The organism is Lysobacter silvisoli, assembly GCF_003382365.1.
Lineage (GTDB): Bacteria > Pseudomonadota > Gammaproteobacteria > Xanthomonadales > Xanthomonadaceae > Lysobacter > Lysobacter silvisoli.
Genome location: NZ_QTSU01000002.1, coordinates 114,714 through 141,188, shown reverse-complemented (window position 1 = coordinate 141,188; position 26,475 = coordinate 114,714). Strand labels below are relative to the sequence as shown.

Genomic DNA, 26,475 nt, shown 5'->3' with positions numbered 1-26,475 from the left:
AGGTGCTCGATGGGCGTTGTAGTGGCTGCGCCGGGGGTAAATGCAAGAGCTAGGGCAGTGCGGGCACGGGCGTCGGCCGGCCGCCCGCGTCCAGCGCGATCATGGTGAAGCGGCCGCGCGTGGCCAGTTCGCTGGCGCCGGTGAGCAGGTCTTCCTTGCGCATTTCCACCTCCACCTGCATGGACGTGCGGCCGACCTCGACCACGCGCGCGACCAGTTCCACCAGCGCGCCCTTGGGCACGGCGGTGTGGAAGTCGATCTGCTCCGAACGTGCGGTGACCACGGTGCGTCGGGCATAGCGCGAGGCGGCCACGAAGGCGGCCTTGTCCATCCACGCCAGCGCCTGGCCGCCGAACAGCGTGCCCAGGTGGTTGGTGTGGTCGGGGAAGACGATCTCGGTCATGCGTGCTTCGGTCATGGCGGGGCCGCTCAAAACGCTTCGTCGAAGGCGACCTCGCCCTGCACGCCGACCTGATAGGCCGAAACGCGGCGCTCGAAGAAGTTGGTCACTTCCTGCACGTCCTGCAGATCCATGAAGGCGAAGGGGTTGCTGGCGCCGAAGTGGCGGGTCATGCCCAGCTGGACCAGACGCTGGTCGGCGCAGTACTCCAGGTACTGGCGCATGTCCTTCAGCGACAGGCCGACCACGCCGCCGGACAGCACGTCCTGGGCGAACTGGTACTCGCAGTCCACTGCCTCCTCGAACATGCGCAGCACCTGCGCGCGCAGGTCGTTGTCGAACAGATCCGGTTCCTCCTCGCGCGCGGTGCGGATCACCTCGAAGGCGAAGCCCATGTGCCCGCTCTCGTCGCGGAACACCCAGTTGGTGCCCGAGGCCAGGCCGTTGAGCAGGCCGCGCGAGCGCAGGTAGTAGACGTAGGCGAAGGCGGCGAAGAAGAACAGGCCCTCGATGCAGCCGGCGAAGCAGATCAGGTTGAGCAGGAACTGGCGCCGCTGCTCGCGCGTCTCCACCCGCTTGAGCCCCTGGATCGAGTCGATCCAGCGAAAGCAGAACTCGGCCTTGGCCCGGATCGAGGGGATGTTCTCGATCGCGGCGAAGGCCTTGGCGCGCTCGTTCGGGTCGGGCAGGTAGGTGTCGAGCAGGGTCAGGTAGAACTGCACGTGCAGCGCTTCTTCGTACAACTGCCGCGACAGGTACATGCGCGCCTCGGGCGCGTTGATGTGCTGGTACAGGTTCAGCACCAGGTTGTTGGCCACGATGCTGTCGCCGGTGGCGAAGAACGCGACCAGGCGCTCGACCAGGTGGCGCTCGGCCGGGCCGAACTTATGCTTGAGGTCGTTGACGTCCTGGGAGAAATCCACTTCCTCCACGGTCCAGGTGTTGCGGATGGCGTCGCGGTACATCTCGTAGAACTGCGCGTAGCGCATGGGGCGCAGGGTGAGATCGAAGCCGGGATCGAGGAGGCGGGAGGTGGCGATGGACATGGGGTTCCTTGGATGCTGATGCTTCCCTTCTCCCGCTCGCGGGAGAAGGTGCCCGAAGGGCGGATGAGGGCGCGCGAAACGCAGGTGTCGGCGCGAGTGGGTTTGCCCGCGCGCCCTCACCCCAACCCCTCTCCCGCAAGCGGGAGAGGGGCTAAGGCGATGCGTTTACTGGCAGGCTTCGCAGGACTCGGGGTTCTCCAGCGAACACGCGATCGCCTCGTCCGCCGTGTACACCGGCTGGGCCGCCGCGGCCGGCGCGCTGACCGTGCTCTTGGCGATCTTGGTGGCCGGGCGCGAGCGCAGGTAGTAGGTGGTCTTCAGGCCCTTTTTCCAGGCGTACATGTACATGGAGCTGAGCTGGCCGATGTTGGGGCTCTCGATGAACAGGTTCAGCGACTGGCTCTGGTCGATGTAGGCGCCGCGGTCGGCGGCCATGTCGATCAGCGAACGCATCGGCAGTTCCCAGGCGGTGCGGTAGATCTGCCGCAGCGACTCGGGGATTTCCTGCACCGACTGGATCGAACCCTCGGCCATCTTGATCCGGTCGCGCATCTCCGCCGTCCACAGGCCCAGCTTCTTCAGCTCCTCGACCAGGTAGCGGTTGACCACCAGGAAGTCGCCGGACAGGGTCTCGCGCTTGAACAGGTTGGACACCTGCGGCTCGATGCACTCGTAGCAGCCGGAGATCGAGGCGATGGTGGCGGTGGGCGCGATCGCGATCAGCAGCGAGTTGCGCAGGCCGTGCTCGGCGATGCGCGCGCGCAGCGCGTCCCAACGCTCGGGCTGCGACGGGGTGACGCCCCAGGCCTGGAACTGCAGCTCGCCCAGGCTGGCGCGGGTGTCCTCGAAGCCGGGGTGGCGGCCGTGCTCCAGCGCCAGTTCGTTGGACGCGCACAGCGCATGGAAGTAGATCGCCTCGGCGATTTCCTGCGACAGCTTGCGCGCCGCGTCCGAGTCGAAGGGCAGGCGCAGCTTGAAGAACACGTCCTGCAGGCCCATGGTGCCCAGGCCCACCGGCCGCCACTTCAGATTGGCGCGGCGCGCGGTCTCGATCGGGTAGAAGTTGAGGTCGATGACGCGGTCGAGCTGGCGCACGGCCAGGCGCACGGTTTCGGCGAGCTTGTCGAAATCGAACGCGCCCTGGCCGTCCTCGAACAGCTCGACGTGGTGCGAGAGGTTGATCGAGCCCAGGTTGCACACCGCGGTCTCCTCCTGCGAGGTGACCTCCAGGATCTCGGTGCACAGGTTGGACAGGTGCACCACGTTGCCTTCGCGCAGGGTCTGGTTGCAGGCGCGGTTGGACTTGTCCTTGAAGTTCATCCAGCCGTTGCCGGTCTGCGCCAGGGTGCGCATCATTCGGCCGTAGAGCTCGCGCGCCTTGACCTGCTTGACCGCCAGGCCGGCGGCTTCGGCGGCGTGGTAGGCCTGCTCGAACGCCGGGCCCCACAGGTCGGTCAGCTGCGGCACCTTGTGCGGATCGAACAGCGACCACTCGCCGTCGGCCTCGACCCGGCGCATGAATTCGTCGGGGATCCAGTTGGCCAGGTTGAGGTTGTGGGTGCGGCGCGCCTCGTCGCCGGTGTTGTCGCGCAGTTCCAGGAACTCCTCGACGTCGGCGTGCCAGGGCTCCAGGTAGACGCAGGCCGCGCCCTTGCGCTTGCCGCCCTGGTTGACCGCGGCCACCGAGGCGTCGAGCGTCTTCAGCCAGGGCACGATGCCGTTGGACAGGCCGTTGGTGGAGCGGATCAGCGAGCCGCGCGAGCGGATGCGGGTGTAGCTCAGGCCGATGCCACCGCTGAACTTGCTGAGCTTGGCCACGTCCATGTAGCGCTTGTAGATCGACTCCAGCGAATCTTCGGGCGAGTCGAGCAGGAAGCAACTGGACAGCTGCTCGTGGGTGGTGCCGGCGTTGAACAGGGTGGGCGAGGAGGGCACGTAGTCCAGCTGGGCCATGCGCCGGTACAGCGCCAGCGCGTCGCCCACGTCTTCGCTCAGCGCGCAGGCGATGCGCAGGAAGAACTGCTGCGGGGTTTCGATCACGGTGCGCGCGGTGGGGTGGCGCAGCAGGTAACGGTCGTACAGGGTGCGCAGGCCGAAGTAGTCGAAGCGCGCGTCCAGGCTGCGGTCGATGGCGTCGTTGAGCTTGCGTGCGTTGGCCTGCACGAAGGCGAGCAGGCGTTCGTTGATCAGGCCCAGCTCATGGCCGCGCACCACCGATTGCGAAAAGGCGTGGATTTCCAGCCCGGCCACTTCCTTCTCGATCACGCCGCTGAGCAGGCGCGCGGCCAGGCGGCCGTACTCGGGTTCCTCGGCGGTGAGCAGGGCGGCGGTGCGGATCGACAGTTCGTCCAGCTCGCGCGTGGTCGCGCCGTCGTACAGGCCGGAGATGGTGCGCGTGGCCACGCGCATCGGGTCCACCGAGTACAGGCCTTCGGCGCTGCGCGTCACCGCGCGCACGATCTTGTTGAGGTCGACCGGTTCGCGGCGCCCGCTGCGCTTGGTCACGCTCATGGTCAGGTTGGCGGCCGGCGGGGTCAGGGCGAAGCCGGGCGCGGCTTCGGCGGCGCGCTCGGGCGCGCGCGCGACGGGGACGGGGGCCGCGTCGGGTGTGGAGACGAGGGCGGCGGCCGCGTCGGGTGCGGGGGTCAGGGTGCTCATGGTGGACTCCGTAGGCAGGGACGCACGGGTCGCCGGCCTTCCCCTCGAAGGCCGACGCGCGGGCACGCTCGCAAGGCCGGGGGCTCCGGCGTTGCGGCTGCGCCCCCGCGGGCGCGGAGTCGGTAAGGATGGAGACGGGGTGTCGCGCAGGCCGAGACGGACCGCGAACCGCCGCGGCGGACCGCGACGGCATCGACACCGGCCGTCTTCCCCCGAAGACTCCCTAGCCGGTACCGCGCGATGTGCGACGCGCGGCTGTCGGCAGGTCTTCGGGCTCGGGACCATCGCCCGGAGCGAGTGGAGAGCGGTGGGAGGCCCATGGCCGCCTCACCGCTCTGCGCTCGCCCCGGATTCGCCTACTGGTGGCCGCTTCCCAGGCGCCGGGCGCCCAGTGCATAGACCACGTTCGTTTCCCATACCGCTGCGGGGCAGCGCCGGCCTTGGAGACCCTCTCTAGAGGCGGCTCCGCACCGGCTTCCCTTTTAAGCCGATCTCGCGATCGGCACCGACGGACACAACATATTAGGGGTGCCCTGATCCGTCAACACGATATGTGGTGAGTCGCCGCAGAATCGCAAATCCATCGCAGCGGTCTTCACGGCGCCGCGCTTGGTGTTAACGTGCCTGCGACTAAGGACAGGGGTGGGGAGCGATGGAGGGACTGGTGGCCTTGCTGGTGCTGGTGCTGCTGGCGGTGCCGGTGCTGCTGATCGCGGCGCTGGTGATGATCGCGGGGCTGAAGTCGCGGGTGTCGACGCTGGAGGACCAGGTCGCGTCGCTGCACCGCCGCGAGCGCGAGGCGCCTGCCGCTGCCGCTGCGACCGCCGCGCCAGCGCCGGCCGACGATGCGCCGACGCTGGAGCAGATCCTGCGCGCTGAGCCGCCCCCCGCGCCTACGCCCGTCCGGCCGGTGGCGACGCCGCCGGTCGCGCCGGTCGCGCCCGCGCCCGCCGCCACCGATGCCGGCGCACCGCCGTCGCCGCCGCCGTTGCCGCCGCGTCCGATCTTCGACGCGCAGCCGCCGCGCCCGCTGCCCGAGCGCGCGCCGGCCGCGGCCGCGCGCCGCCCGGCGGCGCCGGACCCGGCCACGCTGGCGCTGCGCGCGGTGCGGCGCTGGTTCACCGAGGGCAACGTGCCGGTCAAGGTCGGCATGCTGGTGCTGTTCGCCGGCGTGGCCGCGCTGCTCAAGTACGCCACCGACCAGGGCTGGATGCGCTTCCCGATCGAGTTCCGCCTGGCCGGCGTGGCCCTGGGCGCGCTGGCCGGCCTGGTGTTCGGCTGGCGCCAGCGCGAGCGCCGGCGCAGTTTCGCCCTGAGCCTGCAGGGCGGCGCGATCGGCGTGCTGCTGCTGGTGGTGTTCGCCGCGTTCAAACGCTACGGCCTGATCGAAGCCGGGCCGGCCTTCGCCTTGAGCGTGGCGCTGGTGGCCGGCGCCGGCGTGCTGGCGGTGCGGCAGAACGCGATCGCCTTGGCCTTGCTGGGCATCCTGGCCGGCTTCCTGGCGCCGATCTGGCTGTCGACGGGGCAGGGCAACCACGTCGCGCTGTTCGGCTATTACGCGGTGTTGAACGCGGCGATCTTCGCCATCGCCTGGTGGCGCCCGTGGCGCGCGCTGAACCTGCTCGGTTTCGTCTTCACCTTCGGCATCGGCACCGCCTGGGGCGTACTGAGCTACAAGCCCGAGCACTACGCGACCACCGAGCCGTTCCTGCTGCTGTTCTTCGGTTTCTATCTGCTGATTCCGATCCTGTACGCCTGGCGCCGCGCGGCCGGGCGCCGCGACCTGATCGACGGCTGCCTGGTGTTCGGCACGCCGCTGATCGCGTTCTCGCTGCAGGCCGGTTTGCTGCAGGGCGAGCGCATGCCGCTGGCGTACTGCGCGCTGGGCGTGGCGGTGCTGTACGCGGCGCTGGCCTGGTGGCTGCGCCGGCGCGAGCATTTCGTCGCCTTGTCCACGCCGTACGCCTTGCTGGCGGTGGGCTTCGCCACGCTGGCGGTGCCGCTGGCGCTGTCGGCGCACAGCACAGCCTGCGTGTTCGCGGTGGAAGGCGCGGCGCTGGCCTGGCTGGGCCTGCGCCAGCAGCGCCTGCTGCCGCAGCTGGCCGGCGTGGCCTTGCAGCTGATGGCCGCGGCCGGCTTCGCCATCGGCGTGGCCGACGGCGGCGAGCCGCTGAGCGCGCTGCTCAACGCGCGCTTCATGGGCGCGCTGCTGATCGCCCTGGCCGGTTTCGCCAGCGCCTGGAGCTACCGCCGCGCCGAGCAGCGCGGGCCGGCGCTGCTGTACTACCTGTGGGGCCTGGCCTGGTGGTGCGGCAATGCGCTGGGCGAGATCGACCGCTTCGTGCTGGCCGACGTGCGCATCGACGCGGTGCTGGCCTTCGTCGCGATCAGCGCCTGGCTGGCCTCCGAGGCGCATCGTCGCCTGCCGGCCAGCGCCTTGGCCTGGACTTCGGCCCTGGGCCTGGTCGCGGCGATTCCCCTGGCCTTCGCCCAAGAAAGCGCGCATCTGCATCCCTTCGCCGGCTACGGCGCCTTGGCTTGGTTGGTGTACGCGCTGGCCGGGCTGCGCACCCTGCAAGGTCTGCGCGAACAGCCGGGCTTGCAGCCGGCGCTGGCACACGGCGGCTGGCTGTGGGCGTGGCCGCTGGCGGCGTCCTTGTCGCTGCACGAATGGACCGGCCGGGTCACCCTGGGCGACGGCTGGACCTGGGCCGCGCTGGCGCTGCCGTTCCTGGCCGTGGCCGCGATGCTGCAATGGCGCCCGCGCTGGCTGGCGCCGCCGATGGGCGAGCGCTTCGGCCAATGGCGCGGCGCGGTGCAGGGCACGTTCGTGTTCGCGCTGGCGGTGGGCGCGTTCGCCGCGCTGTTCCAGCCCGGCGCGAGCGCGCCGCTGCCCTGGCTGCCGCTGCTCAATCCGCTGGACCTGGCGCAGTTGGCCGCGTTGGCGCTGTTCGCGTTCTGGATGGCTTCGCCCTCGTCGCCCGACGACCTGCGCGCGCGGCGGGTGCCGGTGCTGGCCGCGGCCGGCTTCGCCCTGATCACCGCGATCACCCTGCGCGGTACCCACCATTGGGGCGGCGTGGGCTGGGGCGAGGGCATGTTCGGCAGCGGTGTGGTGCAGACCGCGCTGACCGTGGTCTGGAGCCTGCTGGGCGTGCTGGGCTGGGTGGTGGGTTCGCGCCGCGGCCAGCGCGGCCTGTGGCTGGCCGGCGCGGTATTGATGGCGGTGGTGCTGGCCAAGCTGGTGCTGGTGGACCGCACCCATCTGGGCAACCTGCTGGGCATCGCGTCCTTCATCGCTTACGGTCTGCTCTGCACCCTGGTGGGTTACCTCGCGCCGGCGCCTCCGGCGCGCGACGAGGCCGGCCCAGAACGACGTCCGGAGATGACGGCATGACCCTGTTGCGCACGATCGCCGCGCTCGCCTTGGCGGGCCTGCCCGCGCTGGCCGCGTCCACCTCAGCCGTGTCCGCGCCGCGCGACGACTACGCCCAGCAATGGCCGCTGCAACTGGTCCGCGCCGATGCCGGCGCCTACCGCGTGGACTTGAGCGATGCGGTGTACCAGCAGGCGCGGCAGAGCGGCCTGCGCGACGTGGACGTGCTCGACGGCACCGGCTACCCGGTGCCGGCCGCTTTGTACCGGCCCGATGCCGGCGCCGCCGCGCGCACCGCGACCCGGGTGAGCCTGCCCTGGTTCGCGTTGCCCGCGCGCGCCGCGGGCACCGCGCCGGATTGGGAACTGGTCAGCGAAGTCGAAGCCGACGGCCGTTTGCGCCGGGTGGAAGCGCGCGGCATCGGCCGCGCCACCGCCACCGGCCCGCAAACCGCCTTGCTGGTGGACGCCAGCGCGCTGCGTTCGCCGATCCTGGCGCTGGAACTGGATTGGACCCCGGGCACCGCCTTGGACGCGGCTTACCGGGTCGAGGCCAGCGACAACCTGGAGCGTTGGCGCGACGTCGCCGCCAGCGGCCGCCTGGTCGACCTGCAGCAGGGCGGGCGCCGCCTAGTGCAGCGGCGCATCGCCTTCGAAGCCGGCGGCCTGCGCGCGCGCTACCTGCGCCTGACCCCGCAGAACCCCAACGCGGTGGCGCCGATCCGCGCGGTCAGCGCCGAATTCGGCACCGCCCCAGACCTGTCGCCGCTGCGCTGGCGCGAGCTCAACGGCCGCCGCGTCGAAGGCGACGGCGAGGCGGTGCGTTTCGAATTCCAATTGGACGGGCGCTACCCGATCCAGCGCGTGGACGTGTCGCTGCCGGGCAACTACGCGGTCAACTGGACCCTGGAAAGCCGCGACAGCCAGGACTCGCCGTGGCAGCCGCGACTGTCGCCGTGGACCGCGTTCCGCGTCGCCGCCGGCGGGCATTCGGCCTCGCGGCCGCTGTCGGTGCGCGTGGACGACCGCTACTGGCGGCTCAGCGCCGGCGGCGCGGTCGCCGCCCAGCCGGTGCTGCGCCTGGCCTACCAACCCGAAACCCTGGTGTTCATCGCCCAGGGCGCGCCGCCCTACACCCTGGTCGCCGGCAGCGCGCGCGCCGAGCGCGCCGATCTGCCCTTGCCGCAGACCATTCTGGCGCTGCAGGCCGAGCGCGGCCCCAACTGGCAGCCGGCCGAAGCCAGCCTGGGCGCGATGAGCGTGCTCGCCGGCACCGCCGCGCTGCAGCCGCCGGAGCCGGAACGCAACTGGCGCACCTGGATCCTGTGGGCGGTGCTGGTGGCCGGTGCGCTGATCGTGGCCGGCTTCGCTTTCAGCCTGCTCAAGAACCAGACGCCCAAGCCGCAGGGGCCGGATTCGCCGGCCACTTGATCTATTCGCGCGGCGGATCGCCGCGCCCGGCCCGGTACAATAGGCGGCTCGCGGCCGCCCGCCTGCGCGCGCCGCCTTTTCCCCTTTCGCGCCCAGGAGGCCTCCGTGTCCATCGTCCGCATGTCCGATCTCGATCTGTCCGGTAAGCGCGTGCTGATCCGCGAAGATCTGAACGTGCCCATCGACGACGGCCGCATCACCTCCGAGCAGCGCATCCTGGCCGCGCTGCCGACCCTGAAGCTGGCCTTGGACAAGGGCGCGGCGGTGATGGTGACCTCGCACCTGGGCCGGCCCAAGGAAGGCGTGTGGAGCCACGCCGACTCGCTGGCGCCGGTGGCCGCGCGCTTGTCCGAGCTGCTGGGCATCGAGGTGCCGCTGGTCAGGGACTGGGTCGACGGCGTCGACGTGCAGCCGGGCCAGCTGGTGCTGCTGGAGAACTGCCGCATGAACGTGGGCGAGGGCAAGGACGACGACGCGCTGTCGGCCAAGTACGCGGCGCTGTGCGACGTGTTCGTGATGGACGCCTTCGGCACCGCGCACCGCGCCCAGGCCTCCACCCACGGCGCGATCCGCCACGCCAAGGTCGCCGCCGGCGGCCCGCTGCTGATGGCCGAACTGGACGCGCTGGCCAAGGCGCTGGACAACCCGGCGCGGCCGCTACTGGCCATCGTCGCCGGCTCCAAGGTCTCGACCAAGCTGGAACTGCTGTCCTCGCTGGTGGGCAAGGTCGACCAGCTCATCGTCGGCGGCGGCATCGCCAACACCTTCATCGCCGCGATGGGCCACAACGTGGGCAAGTCGCTGGTCGAGAACGATCTGATCGGCACGGCCAAGCAGATCATGGCCGACGCCCAGGCGCGCGGTGCCGACATTCCGGTGCCGACCGATGTGGTCGTCGCGCCGGCCTTCGCCGCCGACGCGCCGGCCACGGTCAAGGCGGTGGACGCGGTGGGCGCCGACGACATGATCCTGGACATCGGCCCCGACACCGCCGCGCGCTACGCCGAACTGATCAAGCAGGCCGGCACCGTGGTCTGGAACGGTCCGGTGGGCGTGTTCGAGTTCGACGCCTTCGGCAAGGGCACCGAAGCGATGGCGCGCGCGATCGCTGCGTCCAAGGCCTTCTCCATCGCCGGCGGCGGCGACACCCTGGCGGCGGTGGACAAGTACGGCATCGCCGACGACGTCAGCTACATCTCCACCGGCGGCGGCGCCTTCCTGGAATTCCTGGAGGGCAAGGAACTGCCGGCGGTGACCGCGCTCAAGCAGCGGGCGGCCTGAGCGTGGCCGCGGCCGCGCCCACCCTGTTCTTCGATCTCGACGGCACCCTGATCGATTCCTCGCTGGGCATCCACCGCTCCATCGCCTATGCGTTCGAGCGGCTGCAGCACCCGGTGCCCGACGAACAGGCCTTGCGCGCCTGGATCGGTCCGGCGCTGCGCACCAGTTTCCAGCCGCTGCTGCGCGACGACGACAAGGTCGAACAAGCGGTGGCGTTCTACCTGGAACGCTACAGCCGCGAAGGCTGGACCGAGCATACCGTCTACGACGGCATCGCCGAGACCCTGGAAGGGCTGCGCGCGGCCGGCTACCGCATGGCCGTGGTCACCGCCAAGAACGAGGACAACGCGCGCCGCATCCTCGCGCACCTGCCGTTCGGCGCCTACTTCGAAGACGTGATCGGCTCCACCCGCGACGGCCGCCTGACCCATAAGGTGGATCTGATCGCCGAGGCGCTGCAGCGCCTGGGGCTGCAGGCCGCGCAGTGCCTGATGATCGGCGACCGGCGCATGGACATCGAAGGCGCGGCTCAGCACGGCATGACCGGCGTGGGCGTGCTGTGGGGCTTCGGCAGCGAGGACGAGTTGCGTCAGGCCGGCGCGCAGCGGCTGGCCGCGGCGCCGGCGCAGCTGCCGGGCTTGCTGGCGGCCTGAGCCCGACTCCGCATCGGCATCGGGATGTGCGCCCGCGCGCAATTCGCGGGCGCGGCGCCGCCGGCTGTGAAGCGGGTCATGGTTTGCGGCGGGGTCCGGGCGTAGCGTCCGGCTGCGGTCGCCCGACCGCTAGCCCACGGAGCCCGCCATGCAACGCAACGCAAGTGTGCTGAAGAACGCGTCGATCGCCGCCGCCCTGCTGGGGCTGCTGCTCGCCGGCGCCGCCGTCGCCGGCCGCGCCGGCGAAGCCTATTCGGTGATCTATTTCGACGACGCCGGCAACGAAGTCGGCGGCGCCACCGCCAACTGCGGCGGCCAGTACGTGTCCTGGGGCGAACGCACCGACAATTACGTGCGCCGGACCTGGATTTGCGACTGAGTTCGTGATGCGCGATGCGGTGCGCGTGACGGCCTGCCGCATCGCCCACGCCGGTCTTCGCAGCCCGCATAGATGGGCTGCGCCCTGCGGCCTACCGCATCCTAGGGTTTGCGCGTGCGCCAGTCGGAGGCCAGCAGGCCCAGCAGTTCGCTGTCGGTGACCTTGTCGCCGACGAAGAAACTCTCGCGCAGCCGGCCCTCGCTGACGAAGCCCAGCCGGTGCAGCAGCGTGCGCGAGGCGTCGTTGTCCGGGTCGATGCTCGCGTCCACGCGGTGCAGGCCCAGCGCAGCGAAGGCCCACTCCAGCGCCAGCGAGGTCGCCTCGCGCGCGACCCCGCGCCCCCATTGCGAGGGGTGCAAGGCATAACCCAGTTCGGCGCGGCGGTGGTTGGCGTCGAAGCGGAACAGCGTGCAGCTGCCCACGACCTGGTCCGCGCCGTCGGCGATCACCCAGTTGAACGCGCTGCGCTGCTGCTGGTTCTGGCGGATGCTGTCGATCATGGCCTGCGCCTCCGTGCGCTCGCGCATGGCCGGGCGGCTCCAGTAGCGCATCACCTGCGGATCGGAGAACAACGCGTACAGGCCCTCGGCGTCCTCGTCGCGCGGCCCGCGCAAGCTCACGCGCTCGCCGCGCAGCCGCGGGAATTCGCTCTGGGCCTGCAATGCGGCGGCGATGGCCGCACTCTTTTCCGACAGCGACATGTCATGGCTCCGTCATGGTGCGCGTGGCGATCGGCAAGCTGTGCTAGCGTGGCCCGCAGTCCAGAGAGTCTGCCATGTCCAACAGCCCGCGCCGTACCAAGATCCTCGCCACCCTGGGCCCGGCCACCGATCCGCCGGGCGTGCTCGACGCCTTGTTCGCCGCCGGCGTCGACGTGGTTCGCCTGAATTTCTCGCACGGCGATCCTTCCTCGCAGGTCGCGCGCGCCGCTGCGGTGCGCGAGGCCGCGCAGCGGGTAGGCGTGGAAGTCGGCATCCTGGCCGACCTGCCCGGCCCCAAGATCCGCATCGAACGCTTCGCCGAAGGCCGGGTGCTGCTCAAGGCCGGCGACCGCTTCGACCTGGTCGCCAGCGCCGACGCGCCGCCGGGCAACCTGCGCGAGGTCGGGGTGAGCTACCTGGGCCTGCCCGACGACGTGCGCACCGACGACGTGCTGCTGCTCGACGATGGCCTGCTGCAGCTGCGGGTGACCGCGGTCGAGGGCCAGCGCATCGTCACCACCGTGCTCAACGACGGCGCGCTGTCGGACCGCAAGGGCCTGAACAAGCAGGGCGGCGGCCTGTCGCTGGGCGCGCTGACCGAGCGCGACAAGGAACTGATCGGCGTGGCCGCCGAGATTGGCGTGGACTTCATCGCCGTCTCGTTCTGCCGCAATGCCGAGGACATGAACGAGGCGCGCCGCATCGCCCGCGCCGCCGGCAGCGACGCGGCCCTGGTGTCGAAGATCGAGCGCGCCGAGGCGATCGAGAACCTGGCCGAGATCGTGGAGGCCAGCGACGTGGTCATGGTCGCGCGCGGCGACCTGGGCGTGGAGATCGGCGACGCCGAACTTCCCGGCCTGCAGAAGAAGATCATCCGCGAGTCGCTGGCGCGCAACCGCGTGGTCATCACCGCCACGCAGATGCTGCAGTCGATGGTCGACAGCCCCATCCCCACCCGCGCCGAGGTGCTGGACGTGGCCAACGCGGTCATCGACGGCACCGACGCGGTGATGCTGTCGCAGGAATCCGCCGCCGGCCGCTATCCGATCAAGGCGGTGGAGGCGATGGCGCGCATCTGCCTGGGCGCCGAGCGCCAGTTCGACCACGACACCGATTTCGAGGCCGCGCCGCGCAACCTGGAGCGCGCCGACCAGGCCATCGCCATGGCGGCCATGTTCCTGTCCGAGCACATCGGCGTGCGCGCCATCGTCGCCATGACCGAGTCCGGCGGCACCGCGCGCTTCCTGTCGCGGTTCCGTTCCAACGCGCCGATCTACGCCTTCTCGCGCCACGACGGCGCGCGCCGGCGCATGGCGTTGATGCGCGACGTGTACCCGATCGAGTTCGACAGCCGTGGCCTGGCCTCGCGCGACGCCGCACGCAGCGCGGTCAAGCAGTTGTTCGACGCCGGCAAGCTGGCGATCGAGGAGCGGGTGATCTTCACCAGCGGCGACACCATGGAACAGCACGGCGCCACCAACACCCTGCGTTTGCTGCAGGTGGGCGAGGGCGGTTGCGCGCAGGGGCTGGGCGAGCTTTGAGGCGCTGTCCCGGCATGGCGCCTTCCGGCGATTTCCCTGACAACTGCGACCGGTAGGATCTCGCATGACCCGCACCAACGCTTTCAGCCTGCTCTCGGTGGCAATCCGCGCGGTCGCGCTGTGGAGCCTGATCTCCTTGCTGGTCGTGGGCGTGAGCCGGATTTTCGGGTTGCGTCAGATGGTCGACGACGGCGGCTGGCTGCTGATGGCCGGCGCGGCCTTCATGCTGGCGCTGGGGGCGGTGGCCTTGCTGTGGCTGTTCGCCGACAAGATTGCCCGGCTGACCCTGGCGCGGCCGCAGGACCAGAGTTTCGACAGCGATCTGGAGCCGGCGGTATGGCTGGGGCTGGCGATCTCGATCATCGGCGCCTTTGGCACCTGTTCGACGCCTTGGTCGACGGCGTCTACTGGGCGATGCGCTGGATGGCGATGCGGGTCATCGCCCGCGATCATCCCGGTATGGACCCGTCGATGCAGCCCGAGCTGATCGCCGATGTCGCGTCCACCGCGCTGCAGGGCGTGCTGGGCCTGATCTGCCTGCTGCGCGGCAAAGGCTTGGCCGGCTGGGTGCACCGAATGCGCTACGGCGCTTATACCGAGGCCAAGCCCGAGGCCTGAGTCCGGTTCGACGGGGCGCCGACGGGGGCCGGGGGCGGCGGTGGGCTGAAAACGATTACCTGTCCGGTGGCTCGCAAGTGCCTGATTCCATTCGCGGCGCGACGGGCAGGCTTCATCGGCAGCGGCTATAATTTGCGGCTTCCCACCGCTGCCGCAGGATCTCCATGAGCATCGAACAGCTTGCCGAAACCGCCCAGGCCATGGTCGCCGCGGGCAAGGGCATCATCGCCATCGATGAGTCCACCGCCACCATCGCCAAGCGTTTCGCCGGTGTCGGCATCGAGAACACCGAAGAGAACCGCCGCGGCTACCGCGAGCTGCTGCTGAGCACGCCCAAGCTGGGCGACTACATCTCCGGCGCGATCCTGTACGACGAAACCCTGCGCCAGTCGACCAAGGCCGGCGTGCCGTTCACCAAGCTGATGATGGACAACGGCATCATCCCGGGCATCAAGGTCGACAAGGGCCCGCAGCCGCTGGCCGGCTTCCCCGGTGAAGTGGTCACCGAGGGCCTGGACGGCCTGCGCGGCCGCCTGGAGGAGTACTACAAGCTCGGCGCCCGTTTCGCCAAGTGGCGCGCGGTCATCAACATCGGCGACGACATCCCGTCGGGCACCTGCATCGAGGCCAACAGCCACGCGCTGGCGCGCTACGCCGCGCTGTGCCAGGAGCAGGGCCTGGTGCCGATGGTCGAGCCGGAAGTCATCATGGACGGCAGCCACGATATCGACACCTGCTTCGAGGTCACCGAAGTGGTGCTGCGTTCGCTGTTCGGCGCGCTGTACGAGCAGAGCGTGATGCTGGAAGGCACCATCCTCAAGGCCTCGATGGTCCTGCCGGGCACCACCTGCGACGAGCAGGCCTCGGTCGAGGAAGTCGCCGCCGCCACCCTGCAGTGCCTGAAGTCGACCGTGCCGGCGACCCTGCCGGGCATCGTGTTCCTGTCCGGCGGCCAGTCCGACGAGGACGCCACCGCGCACCTGGACATGATGAACCGCATGGGCCCGAACCCCTGGCCGCTGTCGTTCTCCTACGGCCGCGCCATGCAGTCGGCCGCGCTGAAGCTGTGGTCGCAGGACCTGGTTGGCAACATCGCCGCCGCGCAGCAGACCGTGTTCGCGCGTGCGCGCGACAACGGCCTGGCCGCGCTGGGCCAGTGGGAAAAGGCGGCCTGAGGTAGAGCGCTCCTGCGGTAGCGAAGACGCCGGCCTAGGGCCGGCGTTTTTGTTTGTGGGCTGAGGGTTCTTGGTGAGTGCGCGGCGGAAAGCAAATCCCTATCGGTCCTCCGGCCAGCAAGCACAGCTTGCTGGCGTTCGATCGTGCGCGAACCTGCGGTTCGCAAGCGCACGTTCTCACCCTTTTTCAAAGGGGGAAGACAAGCAGGGGAAGCCACGCATGTCACCCCCTTGGTTGTGGTTCCCCCTTTGAAAAGGGGGGCTAGGGGGGATTTGCTTTTGCTGCAGCTCTCCGCGCCTAAGCGTGATCCAGCAGATGCTGCAACACCGCCTCGCCATAGCGATCCAGCTTGCTCGCACCTATGCCGGGGATCTGCGCCAGCTCGTCCAGGTCGTCCGGGGCGGATTCGGCGATGGCGCGCAGGGTGGCGTCGTGGAAGATCACGTAGGCCGGCACGTTCTGCTCGCGCGCGGTGACCGAGCGCCATTCGCGCAAGGCGTTGAAGCGCTGCAGCGCGGCCGGCTCCAGGTCCAGCGCGGCCGGCGCGGCGGTGCCGCGCGACTTGCCGCGGGTGCGCGCGGCCTTGGGCGCTTCGACCCGGAAGCGCAGTTCGCGCTCGCCGCGCAGCACCGGGCCGCTGTCGGCGGTCAGGCGCAGCGCGCCGTGACGCTCGATGTCGGCCTCCAGCAGGCCCGCGGCCACCAGTTGGCGGAACACGCTGCTCCACTGGCGCAGGTCCAGGTCGGCGCCGATGCCCCAGGTGCTCAGGCGCTCGTGGCCGAACTTGTCGACCTTTTCGGTGCGCACGCCGCGCAGCACGTCGATCACGTGGCCGGCGCCGAAACGCTGGCCGGTGCGGTAGACGCAGGACAGCGCCTTGCGCGCGGCCTCGGTGCCGTCCCAGCTCTGCGGCGGCTCCAGGCAGTTGTCGCAGTTGCCGCAGGCGCCCGGATGCGGTTCGCCGAACCAGCCCAGCAGCGCCTGGCGCCGGCATTGGGTGGATTCGCAGTAACCCAGCAGCGCATCGAGCTTGCGCAGTTCCAGGCGCTTGCGCTCCTCGCCGGCCTCGCCCTGCTGGATCAGCTGGCGCAGGTTGACCACGTCGCCCAGGCCGTAGCAGAGCCAGGCCTCGGCGGGTTCGCCGTCGCGGCCGGCACGGCCGGTCTCCTGGTAGTAGCCCTCGATCGACTTGGGCAGGTCGACGTGGGCGACGAAGCGCACGTCGGGTTTGTCGATGCCCATGCCGAAGGCGATGGTGGCGACCATGACCACGCCGTCCTCTTGCAGGAAGCGGCGCTGGTTGGCCGCGCGCACGGCCGCGTCCATGCCGGCGTGGTAGGGCAGGGCGCGCAGGCCGGCCTCGACCAGCTGTTCGGCCACGGCTTCGACCCGGCGCCGCGAAAAGGCGTAGACGATGCCGCTTTCGCCGCGGTGGGCGGCCAGGAAGTCCAGCAGCTGGCGGGTGCCGTTGTCCTTGTGCACCACGCGGTAGCGCAGGTTGGGGCGGTCGAAGGAGCTGACGAAGCGGCGCGCGTCCTCCAGGTTCAGCCGTTCGGCGATCTCGCGCTGTGTCGGCGCGTCGGCGGTGGCGGTCAGGGCGATGCGCGGGATGTCCGGCCAGCGCTCGTGCAGGATGGTGAGTTCGCGGTACTCCGGGCGGAAGTCGTGGCCCCATTGTGAGACGCAGTGCGCCTCGTCGATGGCGAACAGGGCGATGCGCGCGCGGTCGATCAGGTTCAGGCAGCGCGGGCTGAGCAGGCGCTCGGGCGCCACGTACAGCAGTTCGAGTTCGCCGGCCAGCAGCTGGCGTTCGACCTCGGCCGCGTCGTCGGCGCTGAGGGTGGAATTGAGATAGGCCGCGCGCACGCCCAGCTGGCGCAGCGCCTCGACCTGGTCCTGCATCAGCGCGATCAGCGGCGAGACCACCAGGCCGCAACCCTCGCGCAGCAGCGAAGGCAGCTGGTAGCACAGCGACTTGCCGCCGCCGGTGGGCATCAGCACCAGGGCGTCGCCGCCGTCGGCCACGTGCTGGACGATCTGCGCCTGCTCGCCGCGGAAGTCGGAATGGCCGAAAATCCGGCGCAGCAGCTCGAGTGCGGAATCTGACATGGCGCCTAGTGTAACGAGCGCCGTCGTTACGGCCGCTAAGCGCGCGGCGCGGATGGAGGTAGGAATTTGCCGCGGTTCGGCGTAGGGCGGCGGTCGGGCCGGCCCCCGGCATGTCGCTCCCACACAGGGCAAAAGGCCGCTCCCCGCGCAGGGAGCGGCCGGCGCCGCCTTACTGCAGCAGCGAGCGCAGCATCCAGGCGTACTTCTCGTGGGTCTGCAGGCGCTGGGTCAGCAGGTCCTCGGTGGGCGCGTCGTCGACGTCGTCGGCCTGGTCGAGTACCTTGCGCGCGGTGCGGCACACCGCTTCGTTGCCCACCACCAGCTGGCGGACCATCTCGCGCCAGTCGGCGGCGTCGGTCAGGCCCGGTTCCTCGGGGATCGAGCTCAGGCGCACGAACTCGGCGTAGGAGCCGGGGGCGTTGAAGCCCAGGGCGCGGATGCGCTCGGCGATCTCGTCCAGCGCGGTCCACTGCTCGGTGTACTGGGTCTCGAACATCACGTGCAGGGCATTGAACATCGGGCCCGTCACGTTCCAATGGAAGTTGTGGGTCTTCAGGTACAGGGTGTAGCTGTCGGCCAGGAAGCGCGACAGGCCCTCGGCGATCTTCTTGCGATCGGCCGGCGAGATCCCGATATCGATGGACGGCGCGGCGCTGCCGGCGGCGGGGGAGGCGGCCGGACTCAGCGGCTTGGCGGCCTTGGTCTTGCCGGATTTGGGCTTGTCGGTCTTGTTCGGCTTGGCCATGGGAGGCTCCTGCTTGCAGGTGGGGGAACGGGTGGGTGAAGACGGCGGATAGGGTTTTTCCGGACTAGCGGCGACAATAGGCGCAGTCGCCGCCGAAGTGAAATGGTTTGTTTCTAGTGCTGCGATGCAGACGATCTATCGATGAAGAACGAATCCTCCAAACCAGCGCCGGGCGCCGATGCTAACGGTGCCGCCGCGAGCGCGGCGTTAAAACAGGCGCGACGCGCGATCGACGGCGCGCTCAGCCGCGACCGCGGCCGTCTGCACGGGCTGTGGTCGCGCTGGAGCGGCAAGCCGGCCGATGCCGGCGCGCGCGAGGCCTTCGCCCAGGCGCTGGCGGCGTCGGTGGCGCAGCGCGAGGCGCGCGCCGCCGCGCTGCCGCGCGCGGCGGTGGACCCGGGCCTGCCGATCGCCGGCGAGGCCGAGCGCATCGTCGAATTGATCCGCAAGCACCCGGTGGTGGTGATCGCCGGCGAGACCGGTTCGGGCAAGACCACCCAGCTGCCCAAGCTGTGCCTGGCCGCGGGCCGCGGCGCCGCCGGCATGATCGGCTGCACCCAGCCGCGCCGCATCGCCGCGCGCGCGGTGGCCCGGCGCGTGGCCGAGGAGCTGAACACCGAGTTGGGCGGCGCGGTCGGCTACCAGGTGCGCTTCAACGAACAGGTCGGCGAGCGCACCGCGGTCAAGTTCATGACCGACGGCATCCTGCTGGCCGAGATCCAGTCCGACCGCTGGCTGTCGGCCTACGACACCCTGCTGATCGACGAGGCCCACGAGCGCAGCCTCAACATCGACTTCCTGCTGGGTTATCTGAAGCAGCTGCTGAAGAAGCGCCCGGACCTGAAGGTCATCGTGACCTCGGCCACCATCGACACCGAGCGTTTCGCCGCGCATTTCGACGGCGCGCCGGTGGTCAGCGTGGAGGGCCGCGGCTATCCGGTGTCGGTGCGCTACCGGCCGCTGGAAGGCGAGGGCGAAGGCGCCGACGAGCAGGGCCGCGCGCGCCAGGCGCGCGAGGGCGAGCGCACGGTCAACGAGGGCATCGTCGCGGCCTGCGACGAAATCACCGGCGAGGATCCGCGTGGCGACGTGCTCATCTTCCTGCCCGGCGAACGCGAGATCCGCGACGCCCACCAGGCACTGGAGCGGCGCAAGTACCGCGAGACCGAAGTGCTGCCGCTGTACGCGCGGCTGTCGGCGCGCGACCAGGACCGGGTGTTCAACCCCGGCCCCAAGCGCCGCATCGTGCTGACCACCAACGTGGCCGAGACCTCGCTGACGGTGCCGCGCATCCGCTACGTGGTCGATCCGGGCCTGGCCCGGGTCAAGCGCTACAGCCCGCGCGGCAAGCTCGACCGCCTGCACATCGAGCCGGTGAGCCAGGCCAGCGCCGACCAGCGCAAGGGCCGCTGCGGCCGCATCAGCGAGGGCACCTGCTACCGCCTGTACAGCCAGGCCGATTTCGAGTCGCGTCCGCGCTACACCGACCCGGAAATCCGCCGCGCCGCGCTGGCCGGCGTGATCCTGCGCATGCTGTCGCTGGGCCTGGGCAATATCGAGGAATTCCCGTTCCTGGAGCCGCCCGACGGCCGCGCCATCGCCGACGGCTGGCAGCAGCTGGGCGAGCTGGGCGCGGTGGACGAGCAGCGCAGGCTCACCGCCACCGGTCGGACCATGGCGCGGCTGCCGGTGGACGTGAAGCTGGCGCGCATGCTGGTGGCCGCGCATCAGCACGGCTGCCTGCGCGAGATGATCGCCATCGCCGCCTTCCTGGGCATCCAGGACCCGCGCGAACGCCCGTCCGACCAGCGTGCCGCGGCCGACAACGCGCACGCGCTGTTCGCCGACCCGCGCTCGGAGTTCGTCGGCATCCTCAAGCTGTGGCAGGCCTATCAGCAGGCGCACGAGGAACTGACCCAGTCCAAGCTGCGCGCCTGGTGCGAAAAGCACTTCCTGGGCTTCCTGCGCATGCGCGAGTGGCGCGAGCTGCATCGGCAGTTGAAGCTGCTGTGCGAAGAACTGGGCTGGGCGAGCCACCGCGCCGGCGAGCCACCGGCTCGCGCGGTGGCGAGCGCCCGGCCAGCGATGGCCGGGCAGGACGATCCGCAAGCGCTGAAGCCGCGCCAAGGACGGCCGCCGCGCAACGATCCGCAAGCCGTGCCGGCATCGCTGGAACCGCTGGACGCCAACGCCTACGCCACCCTGCATCGCGCGCTGATCGCCGGCCTGCCGACCCAGATCGGCTTGCGCGGCGACAAGGGCCTGTACGACGGCCCGCGCGGGCGCAAGTTCAGCCTGTTCCCCGGTTCGCCGCTGGCCAAGAAGCCGCCGCCGTGGGTGCTGTCGGCGACCCTGCTGGACACCGAGCGGGTGTGGTCGATGACCAATGCCGGGATCGAGCCGGACTGGGCGATCCAGGAGCTGCCGCACCTGCTGGCGCGGCGCCACCACGATCCGCGCTGGTCGCGTTCGCAGGGGCGCGTGGTCGGCAGCGAGCAGATCAGTCTGTTCGGCCTGGTGCTCGCGCCGAAGCGGCCTATCCACTACGGCGCGCTCTACCCCGAGGAAAGCCGCGCGATCTTCGCCCGCGACGCCCTGGTGACCGGCGAGATCAACACCCGCGCCGCGTTCCTGGCGCGCAACCTGGCCGCGCTGGCCAAGGCGCGCGAGGAAGAAGCCAAGCAGCGCCGCGCCGGGCTGGTGGTGGACGAGGAATGGATGGCGCAGTGGTACCTGGACCGGCTGCCGCCGCAGGTGCATAACGCGCAGGCGCTGGACGCGTGGTTCGCCAAGCTGCCGGCCGAGCAGAAGGCTCAGCTGGAATGGTCGCAGGCCGAGCTGATGGTCGGCGGCGAGAGCGAGGCGGCGCGGTTCCCGCCCTACCTGCAACTGGGCGCGGTGCGGCTGGCGGTGCAGTACCGCTTCGAGCCGGGCGCGCCCGACGACGGCATGACCCTGACCGTGCCGCTGCATCTGCTGGGCGCGCTGGACCCGGCGCAGCTGTCGTGGCTGGCGCCGGGCTTCGTCCTGGACAAGGCCGCGGCGCTGATCAAGACCCTGCCCAAGCCGCTGCGCCGCAACTTCGTGCCGGCGCCGGATTTCGCCAAGGCCTTCGCCGAGGCGCATGCGCAAGCGGAGGCCGACGATGTGGTCGGCGCGCTCGCGCGCTTCCTGCGCAAGCTCACCGGCGTGGAGGTGGCGGCGACGGACTTCGAACCGGCCACGATCGAGCCGCACCTGCGCATGAACCTGCGCCTGCTCGATGCGGACGCGCGCCACGGCGGCCGCAGCGCCTCGCCGCCGGTGCTGGCCGAGTCGCGCGACCTGGACGAGCTGCGCGCGCGCTTCGGCGAGCGCGCGGCGCGCGCGTTCGCCGCGCAGGCGGCCGAAGGGCTGGGTCGGCAGGGCCTGACCACGTTCCCCGACACGCCGATTCCGGATTCGGTGCCCGGTGCGGCCGGCGTGCCCGCGTTCCCGGCCCTGCACGACGACGGCGACACCGTGTCGCTGCGCGTGCACGCCGAGCGCGAGGTCGCGCAACGCGCGCACCCGGGCGGCGTGCGCCGGCTGCTGGCCATCGCCCTGGCCGACAAGCTCAAGCAGGCGCGCAAGCAGTTGCCGGTGTCGCCCAAGACCGGCCTGCTGTATGCGGCGATCGAATCGGCCGCACCGCGCGCGGGCGCTCCGCGCGACAGCGACCGCCTGCGCGACGACCTGGCCGGCGGCGCGCTGCGCTGGCTGCTGGGCGACGACGAATCCCTGCTGAAGGTGCGCGACGCCGCCGCGTTCGAAGCGCTGCGCGAGGACGCCGCGCGCAAGCTGTTCCCCGAGGCGATCGAACGCCTGCGTCAGGCCGAGACCATCCTGGCCGCGGTGGCCGAGGCGCGCGCCAAGCTGGAATCGCCGCTGATGGGCTGGGCCAGCGGCAACCTGGACGACATGCGCGCGCAGCTGGCGGCGCTGACCCCACCGGGCTTCCTGCGCGAGGTGCCGGCGCAGGCCTTGCGCGAGTACCCGCGTTATCTGAAGGCGCTGGCCCTGCGCGGCGAGCGCGCGCTGCGCGACCCGGTGCGCGATCAGGCGCGCATGCTGGAACTCAAGCCCTTCGCCGATGCGCTGGCGGCCGCGACGGCGGCCGGGCAGGCGGATGCGCCGGGGTGGCAGGCGTTGCGTTGGGAGTTGGAGGAACTGCGGGTGTCGCTGTTCGCGCAGGAGCTGGGGGTGCGCGGCGGGGTGTCGCCTAAGAAGTTGGCGCAGCGGTTGGGGCAGTTGCGGGGGTAGGGGATGGGCGTCCGCGATCTTTCGCTTAGTCATTCCCGCGAAAGGCTTGGCTACTTCCGCGGATTTGAGTCGTTAGTAGGCGGGACTGCACCGCTGCTTAGATAAACATACGCGGCGGCGTGCAGCCCGGCCCGAGCGCATAGCGCTCGGGCGTTCGCGAATGCGCGAGCCAGTGGCTCGCAAGCGCAGTCGCTCACCCCCGCGTGCGCGGGGATGACGCAGCGGCAAAGCCGCGCGCGTTGCGCGCGGGCCGCTGCGTCACTTGATCCGCTGCACCCTAGCCTTCGGCAAATCCTCATCGACCTGCAGGAACCAGCGCCCGCTGAAGCCCGGGATCACCGCGATGGCCGGGGCGTTCATCGGCTTGCGCAGGGTCAGCTCGCCCTTGAGCACGCGCCACTGCTGGCCGTTCTCCAGCGCGAACACGGTGCCGGGCGCCCAGCCCTCCACGGTGCCGACCAGACGGCTGTGGATCGTGGCGTCGCTGGCGCCCTCCAGGAAGCCGGCCTGTTCCGGGCCCGGTGCGGCGGCGACCGCGGCGGCCGGAGCGGGCTGGGCCCGCTGGGTGGCGGCGTCGCGCTGCGCGTCCTCGCGCAGCAGGCGGTTGAGCAGGGCCAGCTGCGCCGGGGTCAGCTGGTTCAGGCCGGTGTCGCGCAGTTGCTCGGCGGTCAGCCGCTGCTGCAGGTCGCGGTAGGCCGACTGGGCGCAGGCCAGGGCGGGCAGCAGGGCCAGGGCGAGGGGGAGGGCGAGGCGGATAAGTCGGCGCATGGGGCGAAGGACCGGTCTGGAATGCGTCCCGGCGGCCCCGGGCGTCGCTGCGGCCCACGTTATGACGGGTTGGTTACCGTTTTTTGACGGGCTTGTCCCGGCAGGTGCGGCACCGCTTGTCTTCCCCCCATTGGAAAAGGGTGAGAGCGTGCGCTTGCGAACCGCGGGTTCGCGCACGATCGGACGCCAGCAAGCTGTGCTTGCTGGCCGGAGGATTGAGGGGGATTTGCTTTGGGCGCGGAGGACACACGAATCCGCAGCAGACCGGTTACCCCAAAAACGCGAACGCCCCGAGCACTGTCAGATACCCGGGGCGTGTGATCCCGTTGCCTCGGGTTGTTAGGACGCGAGGCGTTCTCGCTTGGGTCCCTGGATCCCCGCTTTCGCGGGGATGACGCAGCGGCAAAGCCGCGCGCTTTGCGCGCGGGCCGCTGCGTCACTTCGTCCGCTGCACCTTGGCGCGCGAGTTGTACCCCTTCACCGACATGTACCAGACATTGCCGATCAGACCCGGATTGATCTTCACCTCCGGATCGGTCAGGCGCACGCCGGCCAGGCTCGCGTCGTCGGACTGCTGCCAGACTTGGCCGTTCTCCAGCTCGTAGGTGCGGCCGCGGCCGAAGCCGCGGAACTCGCCCTTGATGCGCGAGGCGATGGGGTCGGTGGAGCCGCCGAAGTTGAAGAAGCCGCGGTGCTCGGTCTCGATCTTTTCCTTGGTGCTCTTGGCGACCTTGGCGCTCTCGTCGACGATCTTGCGGTCCAGCCATTGGTTGAGCGCGGCCAGCTCCTGTGCGCTGAGCTTGTCCAGGCCGGCGGCCTTGAACTCTTCCTGCGACATCTGCTGCTGGATCGGCGGCAGCGATTGCGCGGCCACGGCCAGCGGCGCGAGCGCGAGCAGGGCGGCGACGATCAGCGGACGGGTGCGGAGCATGTGCTGTTCCTCGGGTCGGTTGCCGGCTAGTGTAGACGCTCCCCCTTTCGGCTTCGATCCTGCCGCCGCAATCCGCGATGAACGCGTCGCCCGCCGCTCCCGATCCCATCCAAGCCGCGCTGTCGCACGCCTCGTCGGCGGCCGTCGCGGCGCCGTTGCGCAAGCAACTGGAGGCCGCCGCGCAGGCGCCGCTGGCCACACGCGACGCCCTGGACGCGCCGCCGGTGGTGGCCGCCACCCTGGACGCGCTGGGCCTGCTCGGCGCCGACAGCGACACCGTGGCGGCCGCGCTGCTGCACGCCTACCCCGGCCTGGCCGCGGCCATGGGCCCGGCGCTGGACAAGCAGTTCGCCGCGGTGGCCGCGCTGCTGGACGGCCAGCGCGCGGCCGAACAGGTCTGGGCGCTGCACGCCGAGCACGGCGCGCGCTCCGGCCCCGAGGGCCTGCGCCGGCTGCTGCTGGCGATCGTGCGCGACCTGCGGGTGGTGCCGATCCTGCTCGCGCGCCAGCTCGCGCGCATGCGCCACGCCGAGGCGCTGCCGCCGCCGGCGCGGCGCGAACTGGCCGCGCTGACCCGCGACATCCAAGCGCCGCTGGCCAACCGCCTGGGCATCTGGCAGCTCAAGTGGGAGCTGGAAGACCTGGCCTTCCGCCACCTGGAGCCGCAGACCTACCAGAAGATCGCGCGCCTGCTGGACGAAAAGCGCGGCGACCGCGAACGCTACATCGAACAGGTCAAGCGCACCCTGCGCACGGCGCTGGACGCCGCCGGCCTGCAGGGCGCCGAAGTCGCCGGCCGGCCCAAGCACATCTACAGCATCTGGAAAAAGATGCAGCGCAAGGACGTGCCCATCGGCGAGCTCTACGACCTGCGCGCGGTGCGGGTGATGGTGGCCGATCTGGCCGCCTGCTACGCCGCGCTGGGCGTGGTGCACGCGCAGTGGACGCCGATCCCCAGCGAGTTCGACGACTACATCGCCCGGCCCAAGCGCAACGACTACCGCTCGCTGCACACCGCCGTGGTCGGCCCCGAGGGCAAGACCCTGGAGGTGCAGATCCGCACCCACGAGATGCACCGCCAGGCCGAGCTGGGCGTGGCCGCACACTGGAAATACAAGGAGGCCGGCAGCCAGGCCGCCGACGCCTCCTTCGACCGCAAGATCGCCTGGATGCGCAAGCTGCTGGACGCGCACAACGAAGGCCGCGACGGCGGCGATGCGACCCTGGCCGGCGAGCTCGATACCGAGCTGGTCGAGGACCGCGTCTACGTGCTCACGCCCAAGGGCGAGGTCATCGATCTGCCCGCCGGCGCCACGCCGCTGGATTTCGCCTACCACGTGCACACCGAGGTCGGGCACCGCTGCCGCGGCGCCAAGGTCGACGGCCGCATCGTGCCGCTGGACCACAAGCTGCGCAGCGGCGACCGCGTCGAGATCCTCACCGCCAAGACCGGCGAGCCGCGCCGAGACTGGCTGGTGGCGGCCAACGGCTTCCTCGCCAGCGGCCGTTCGCGCGACAAGGTGCGGGCCTGGTTCCACAAGCTCGATCGCGCCCGCAACGAGCAGGCCGGGCGCGAACTGCTGGACAAGGAGCTGCGCCGGCTGGGGCTGCTCGGCGCCGAGTTGGCGCCGGCGCGCGAACGCTTCAACCTGGCCAACGACGGCGACCTGTACGTGCAGGTGGCGCTGGGCGACCTGGGCCCGCACCAGGTCGGCCGCGCCTTGCTCGAGCACGAGCGCGCGGCTGCGGCGCCGCCGCCGGCCGCCAGCACCACCACGCTCGCGCCGGTGCCGCGCAAGCGCCCGACCAAGAGCACCGACTTCACCGTCGAGGGCGTGGGCAACCTGCTGGTGCAGCTGGCGCGCTGCTGCCAGCCGCTGCCCGGCGAGCCCATCGTCGGCTACCTCACCCGCGGCCGCGGCGTCAGCGTGCACCGCCCGGGCTGCGCCTCGTTCGAGCGCCTGGCCGCGGCGCAGCCGCAGCGCGTGCTGCCGGTGGAGTGGGGACGCAAGGGTTCGGGCTACGAGACCGACATAGAAGTGCTGGCGCTGGATCGCAAGTGGCTGCTGAAGGAAGTCACCAACCTGATCGCGCAGAACAACGCCCACGTGGTCAGCATCCGCAGCGATATCGAGCGCAACGGCGCGCGCGTGCGTTTGCGCCTGCGCCTGCGCGTGGCCGACTACGGCCAGTTGTCGACCTTGCTGGGCAAGCTGGCCTCGCTGCCCGGCGTGGAGCGGGCGCAGCGCAGCTGAAGCCGTCACGGAGCCGCCGCGCAAGGGCGCTATGCTGCTCCGGTGACGTCCGAACTTCCGCCCGACCCGCGCCCCGAGCCGACCCCCGGCCGTGCCGCGCCGCTGCGGGTGGAGCCGGAATTCGGCC

19 protein-coding genes and 1 riboswitch are annotated in these 26,475 nt (G+C 70.8%); of the genes, 11 read left to right on the top strand and 8 right to left on the bottom strand.

The features are described 5' to 3' along the window. Window positions 1-49: 49 nt before the first annotated feature. From DX914_RS11865 to DX914_RS11855, 3 genes are all read right to left on the bottom strand, one after another. The gene (locus DX914_RS11865) at window positions 50-403 is read right to left on the bottom strand and encodes an acyl-CoA thioesterase (protein WP_425480681.1); all 354 of its coding nucleotides are present in this window, start codon (window positions 401-403) and stop codon (window positions 50-52) included. A 26-nt stretch (window positions 404-429) separates the two neighbouring features. Beyond that, entirely contained in the window at window positions 430-1,446 is a 1,017-nt protein-coding gene (locus DX914_RS11860; protein ID WP_115859340.1) for a ribonucleotide-diphosphate reductase subunit beta, read from the bottom strand. Window positions 1,447-1,611: 165 nt separating this feature from the next. Then, complete coding sequence (locus tag DX914_RS11855; protein WP_115860142.1) at window positions 1,612-3,957, bottom strand: ribonucleoside-diphosphate reductase subunit alpha; 2,346 nt, start codon at window positions 3,955-3,957, stop codon at window positions 1,612-1,614. 390 nt (window positions 3,958-4,347) lie between these two features. Further along, a riboswitch (cobalamin riboswitch) is annotated at window positions 4,348-4,629 on the bottom strand. Window positions 4,630-4,756: 127 nt separating this feature from the next. Here DX914_RS11855 and DX914_RS11850 point away from each other — a divergent pair. The 5 genes from DX914_RS11850 (at window position 4,757) to DX914_RS11830 (ending at window position 11,223) form a co-directional block, all read left to right on the top strand. Then, a complete protein-coding gene (locus DX914_RS11850) occupies window positions 4,757-7,501 on the top strand; it encodes a DUF2339 domain-containing protein (protein WP_115859339.1) in 2,745 nt (914 codons plus the stop codon). After that, window positions 7,498-8,910: a DUF3999 domain-containing protein gene (locus tag DX914_RS11845; RefSeq protein ID WP_115859338.1), complete on the top strand. Its 1,413-nt coding sequence runs from the start codon at window positions 7,498-7,500 to the stop codon at window positions 8,908-8,910. The genes DX914_RS11850 and DX914_RS11845 overlap by 4 nt, the downstream gene beginning before the upstream one ends. 105 nt (window positions 8,911-9,015) lie before the next feature. Next, window positions 9,016-10,191 (top strand): phosphoglycerate kinase, encoded by a 1,176-nt coding sequence (locus DX914_RS11840; protein ID WP_115859337.1) that lies wholly within the window; start codon window positions 9,016-9,018, stop codon window positions 10,189-10,191. Further along, window positions 10,188-10,844: an HAD-IA family hydrolase gene (locus DX914_RS11835; protein ID WP_115860140.1), complete on the top strand. Its 657-nt coding sequence runs from the start codon at window positions 10,188-10,190 to the stop codon at window positions 10,842-10,844. Before DX914_RS11840 ends, DX914_RS11835 begins: the two co-directional genes overlap by 4 nt. A gap of 148 nt (window positions 10,845-10,992) precedes the next feature. Beyond that, the gene (locus tag DX914_RS11830) at window positions 10,993-11,223 is read left to right on the top strand and encodes a DUF6289 family protein (RefSeq protein ID WP_147300659.1); all 231 of its coding nucleotides are present in this window, start codon (window positions 10,993-10,995) and stop codon (window positions 11,221-11,223) included. Between the two features lie 101 nt (window positions 11,224-11,324). On the opposite strand, the gene DX914_RS11825 is transcribed toward DX914_RS11830, so the two are convergent. After that, entirely contained in the window at window positions 11,325-11,924 is a 600-nt protein-coding gene (locus DX914_RS11825) for a GNAT family N-acetyltransferase (RefSeq protein WP_115859335.1), read from the bottom strand. Between the two features lie 74 nt (window positions 11,925-11,998). On the opposite strand from DX914_RS11825, the gene pyk reads away from it, so the two are divergent. From pyk to DX914_RS11810, 4 genes are all read left to right on the top strand, one after another. Next, window positions 11,999-13,465, top strand: coding sequence for a pyruvate kinase (gene pyk / locus DX914_RS11820; RefSeq protein ID WP_115859334.1), 1,467 nt, complete (start codon window positions 11,999-12,001; stop codon window positions 13,463-13,465). Window positions 13,466-13,529: 64 nt separating this feature from the next. Then, window positions 13,530-13,952, top strand: a complete 423-nt coding sequence (locus DX914_RS11815; protein WP_115859333.1) for a hypothetical protein — start codon at window positions 13,530-13,532, stop codon at window positions 13,950-13,952. Beyond that, the gene (locus DX914_RS20250; protein WP_158549266.1) at window positions 13,937-14,083 is read left to right on the top strand and encodes a hypothetical protein; all 147 of its coding nucleotides are present in this window, start codon (window positions 13,937-13,939) and stop codon (window positions 14,081-14,083) included. Before DX914_RS11815 ends, DX914_RS20250 begins: the two co-directional genes overlap by 16 nt. A 164-nt stretch (window positions 14,084-14,247) precedes the next feature. Beyond that, complete coding sequence (locus DX914_RS11810) at window positions 14,248-15,258, top strand: class I fructose-bisphosphate aldolase (RefSeq protein WP_115859332.1); 1,011 nt, start codon at window positions 14,248-14,250, stop codon at window positions 15,256-15,258. Window positions 15,259-15,556: 298 nt separating this feature from the next. On the opposite strand, the gene recQ is transcribed toward DX914_RS11810, so the two are convergent. After that, on the bottom strand, window positions 15,557-17,368 hold the full coding sequence (gene recQ / locus DX914_RS11805; protein WP_115859331.1) for a DNA helicase RecQ: 1,812 nt from the start codon (window positions 17,366-17,368) through the stop codon (window positions 15,557-15,559). Between the two features lie 169 nt (window positions 17,369-17,537). After that, entirely contained in the window at window positions 17,538-18,113 is a 576-nt protein-coding gene (locus DX914_RS11800) for a Dps family protein (protein ID WP_115859330.1), read from the bottom strand. A 141-nt stretch (window positions 18,114-18,254) separates the two neighbouring features. Here DX914_RS11800 and hrpA point away from each other — a divergent pair, with 141 nt between their 5' ends. Beyond that, complete coding sequence (gene hrpA, locus DX914_RS11795; RefSeq protein ID WP_115859329.1) at window positions 18,255-22,394, top strand: ATP-dependent RNA helicase HrpA; 4,140 nt, start codon at window positions 18,255-18,257, stop codon at window positions 22,392-22,394. 258 nt (window positions 22,395-22,652) lie between these two features. Here the strand turns inward: hrpA and DX914_RS11790 are convergent, their stop codons facing one another. Continuing rightward, window positions 22,653-23,162 carry a hypothetical protein gene (locus DX914_RS11790; RefSeq protein ID WP_115859328.1) on the bottom strand — a complete coding sequence of 170 codons (510 nt, stop codon included), beginning with the start codon at window positions 23,160-23,162 and terminating at the stop codon, window positions 22,653-22,655. Between the two features lie 436 nt (window positions 23,163-23,598). Continuing rightward, window positions 23,599-24,093: a hypothetical protein gene (locus DX914_RS11785; protein ID WP_115859327.1), complete on the bottom strand. Its 495-nt coding sequence runs from the start codon at window positions 24,091-24,093 to the stop codon at window positions 23,599-23,601. Window positions 24,094-24,170: 77 nt separating this feature from the next. On the opposite strand from DX914_RS11785, the gene DX914_RS11780 reads away from it, so the two are divergent. Beyond that, complete coding sequence (locus DX914_RS11780; RefSeq protein ID WP_115859326.1) at window positions 24,171-26,348, top strand: RelA/SpoT family protein; 2,178 nt, start codon at window positions 24,171-24,173, stop codon at window positions 26,346-26,348. Window positions 26,349-26,475 lie beyond the last annotated feature (127 nt).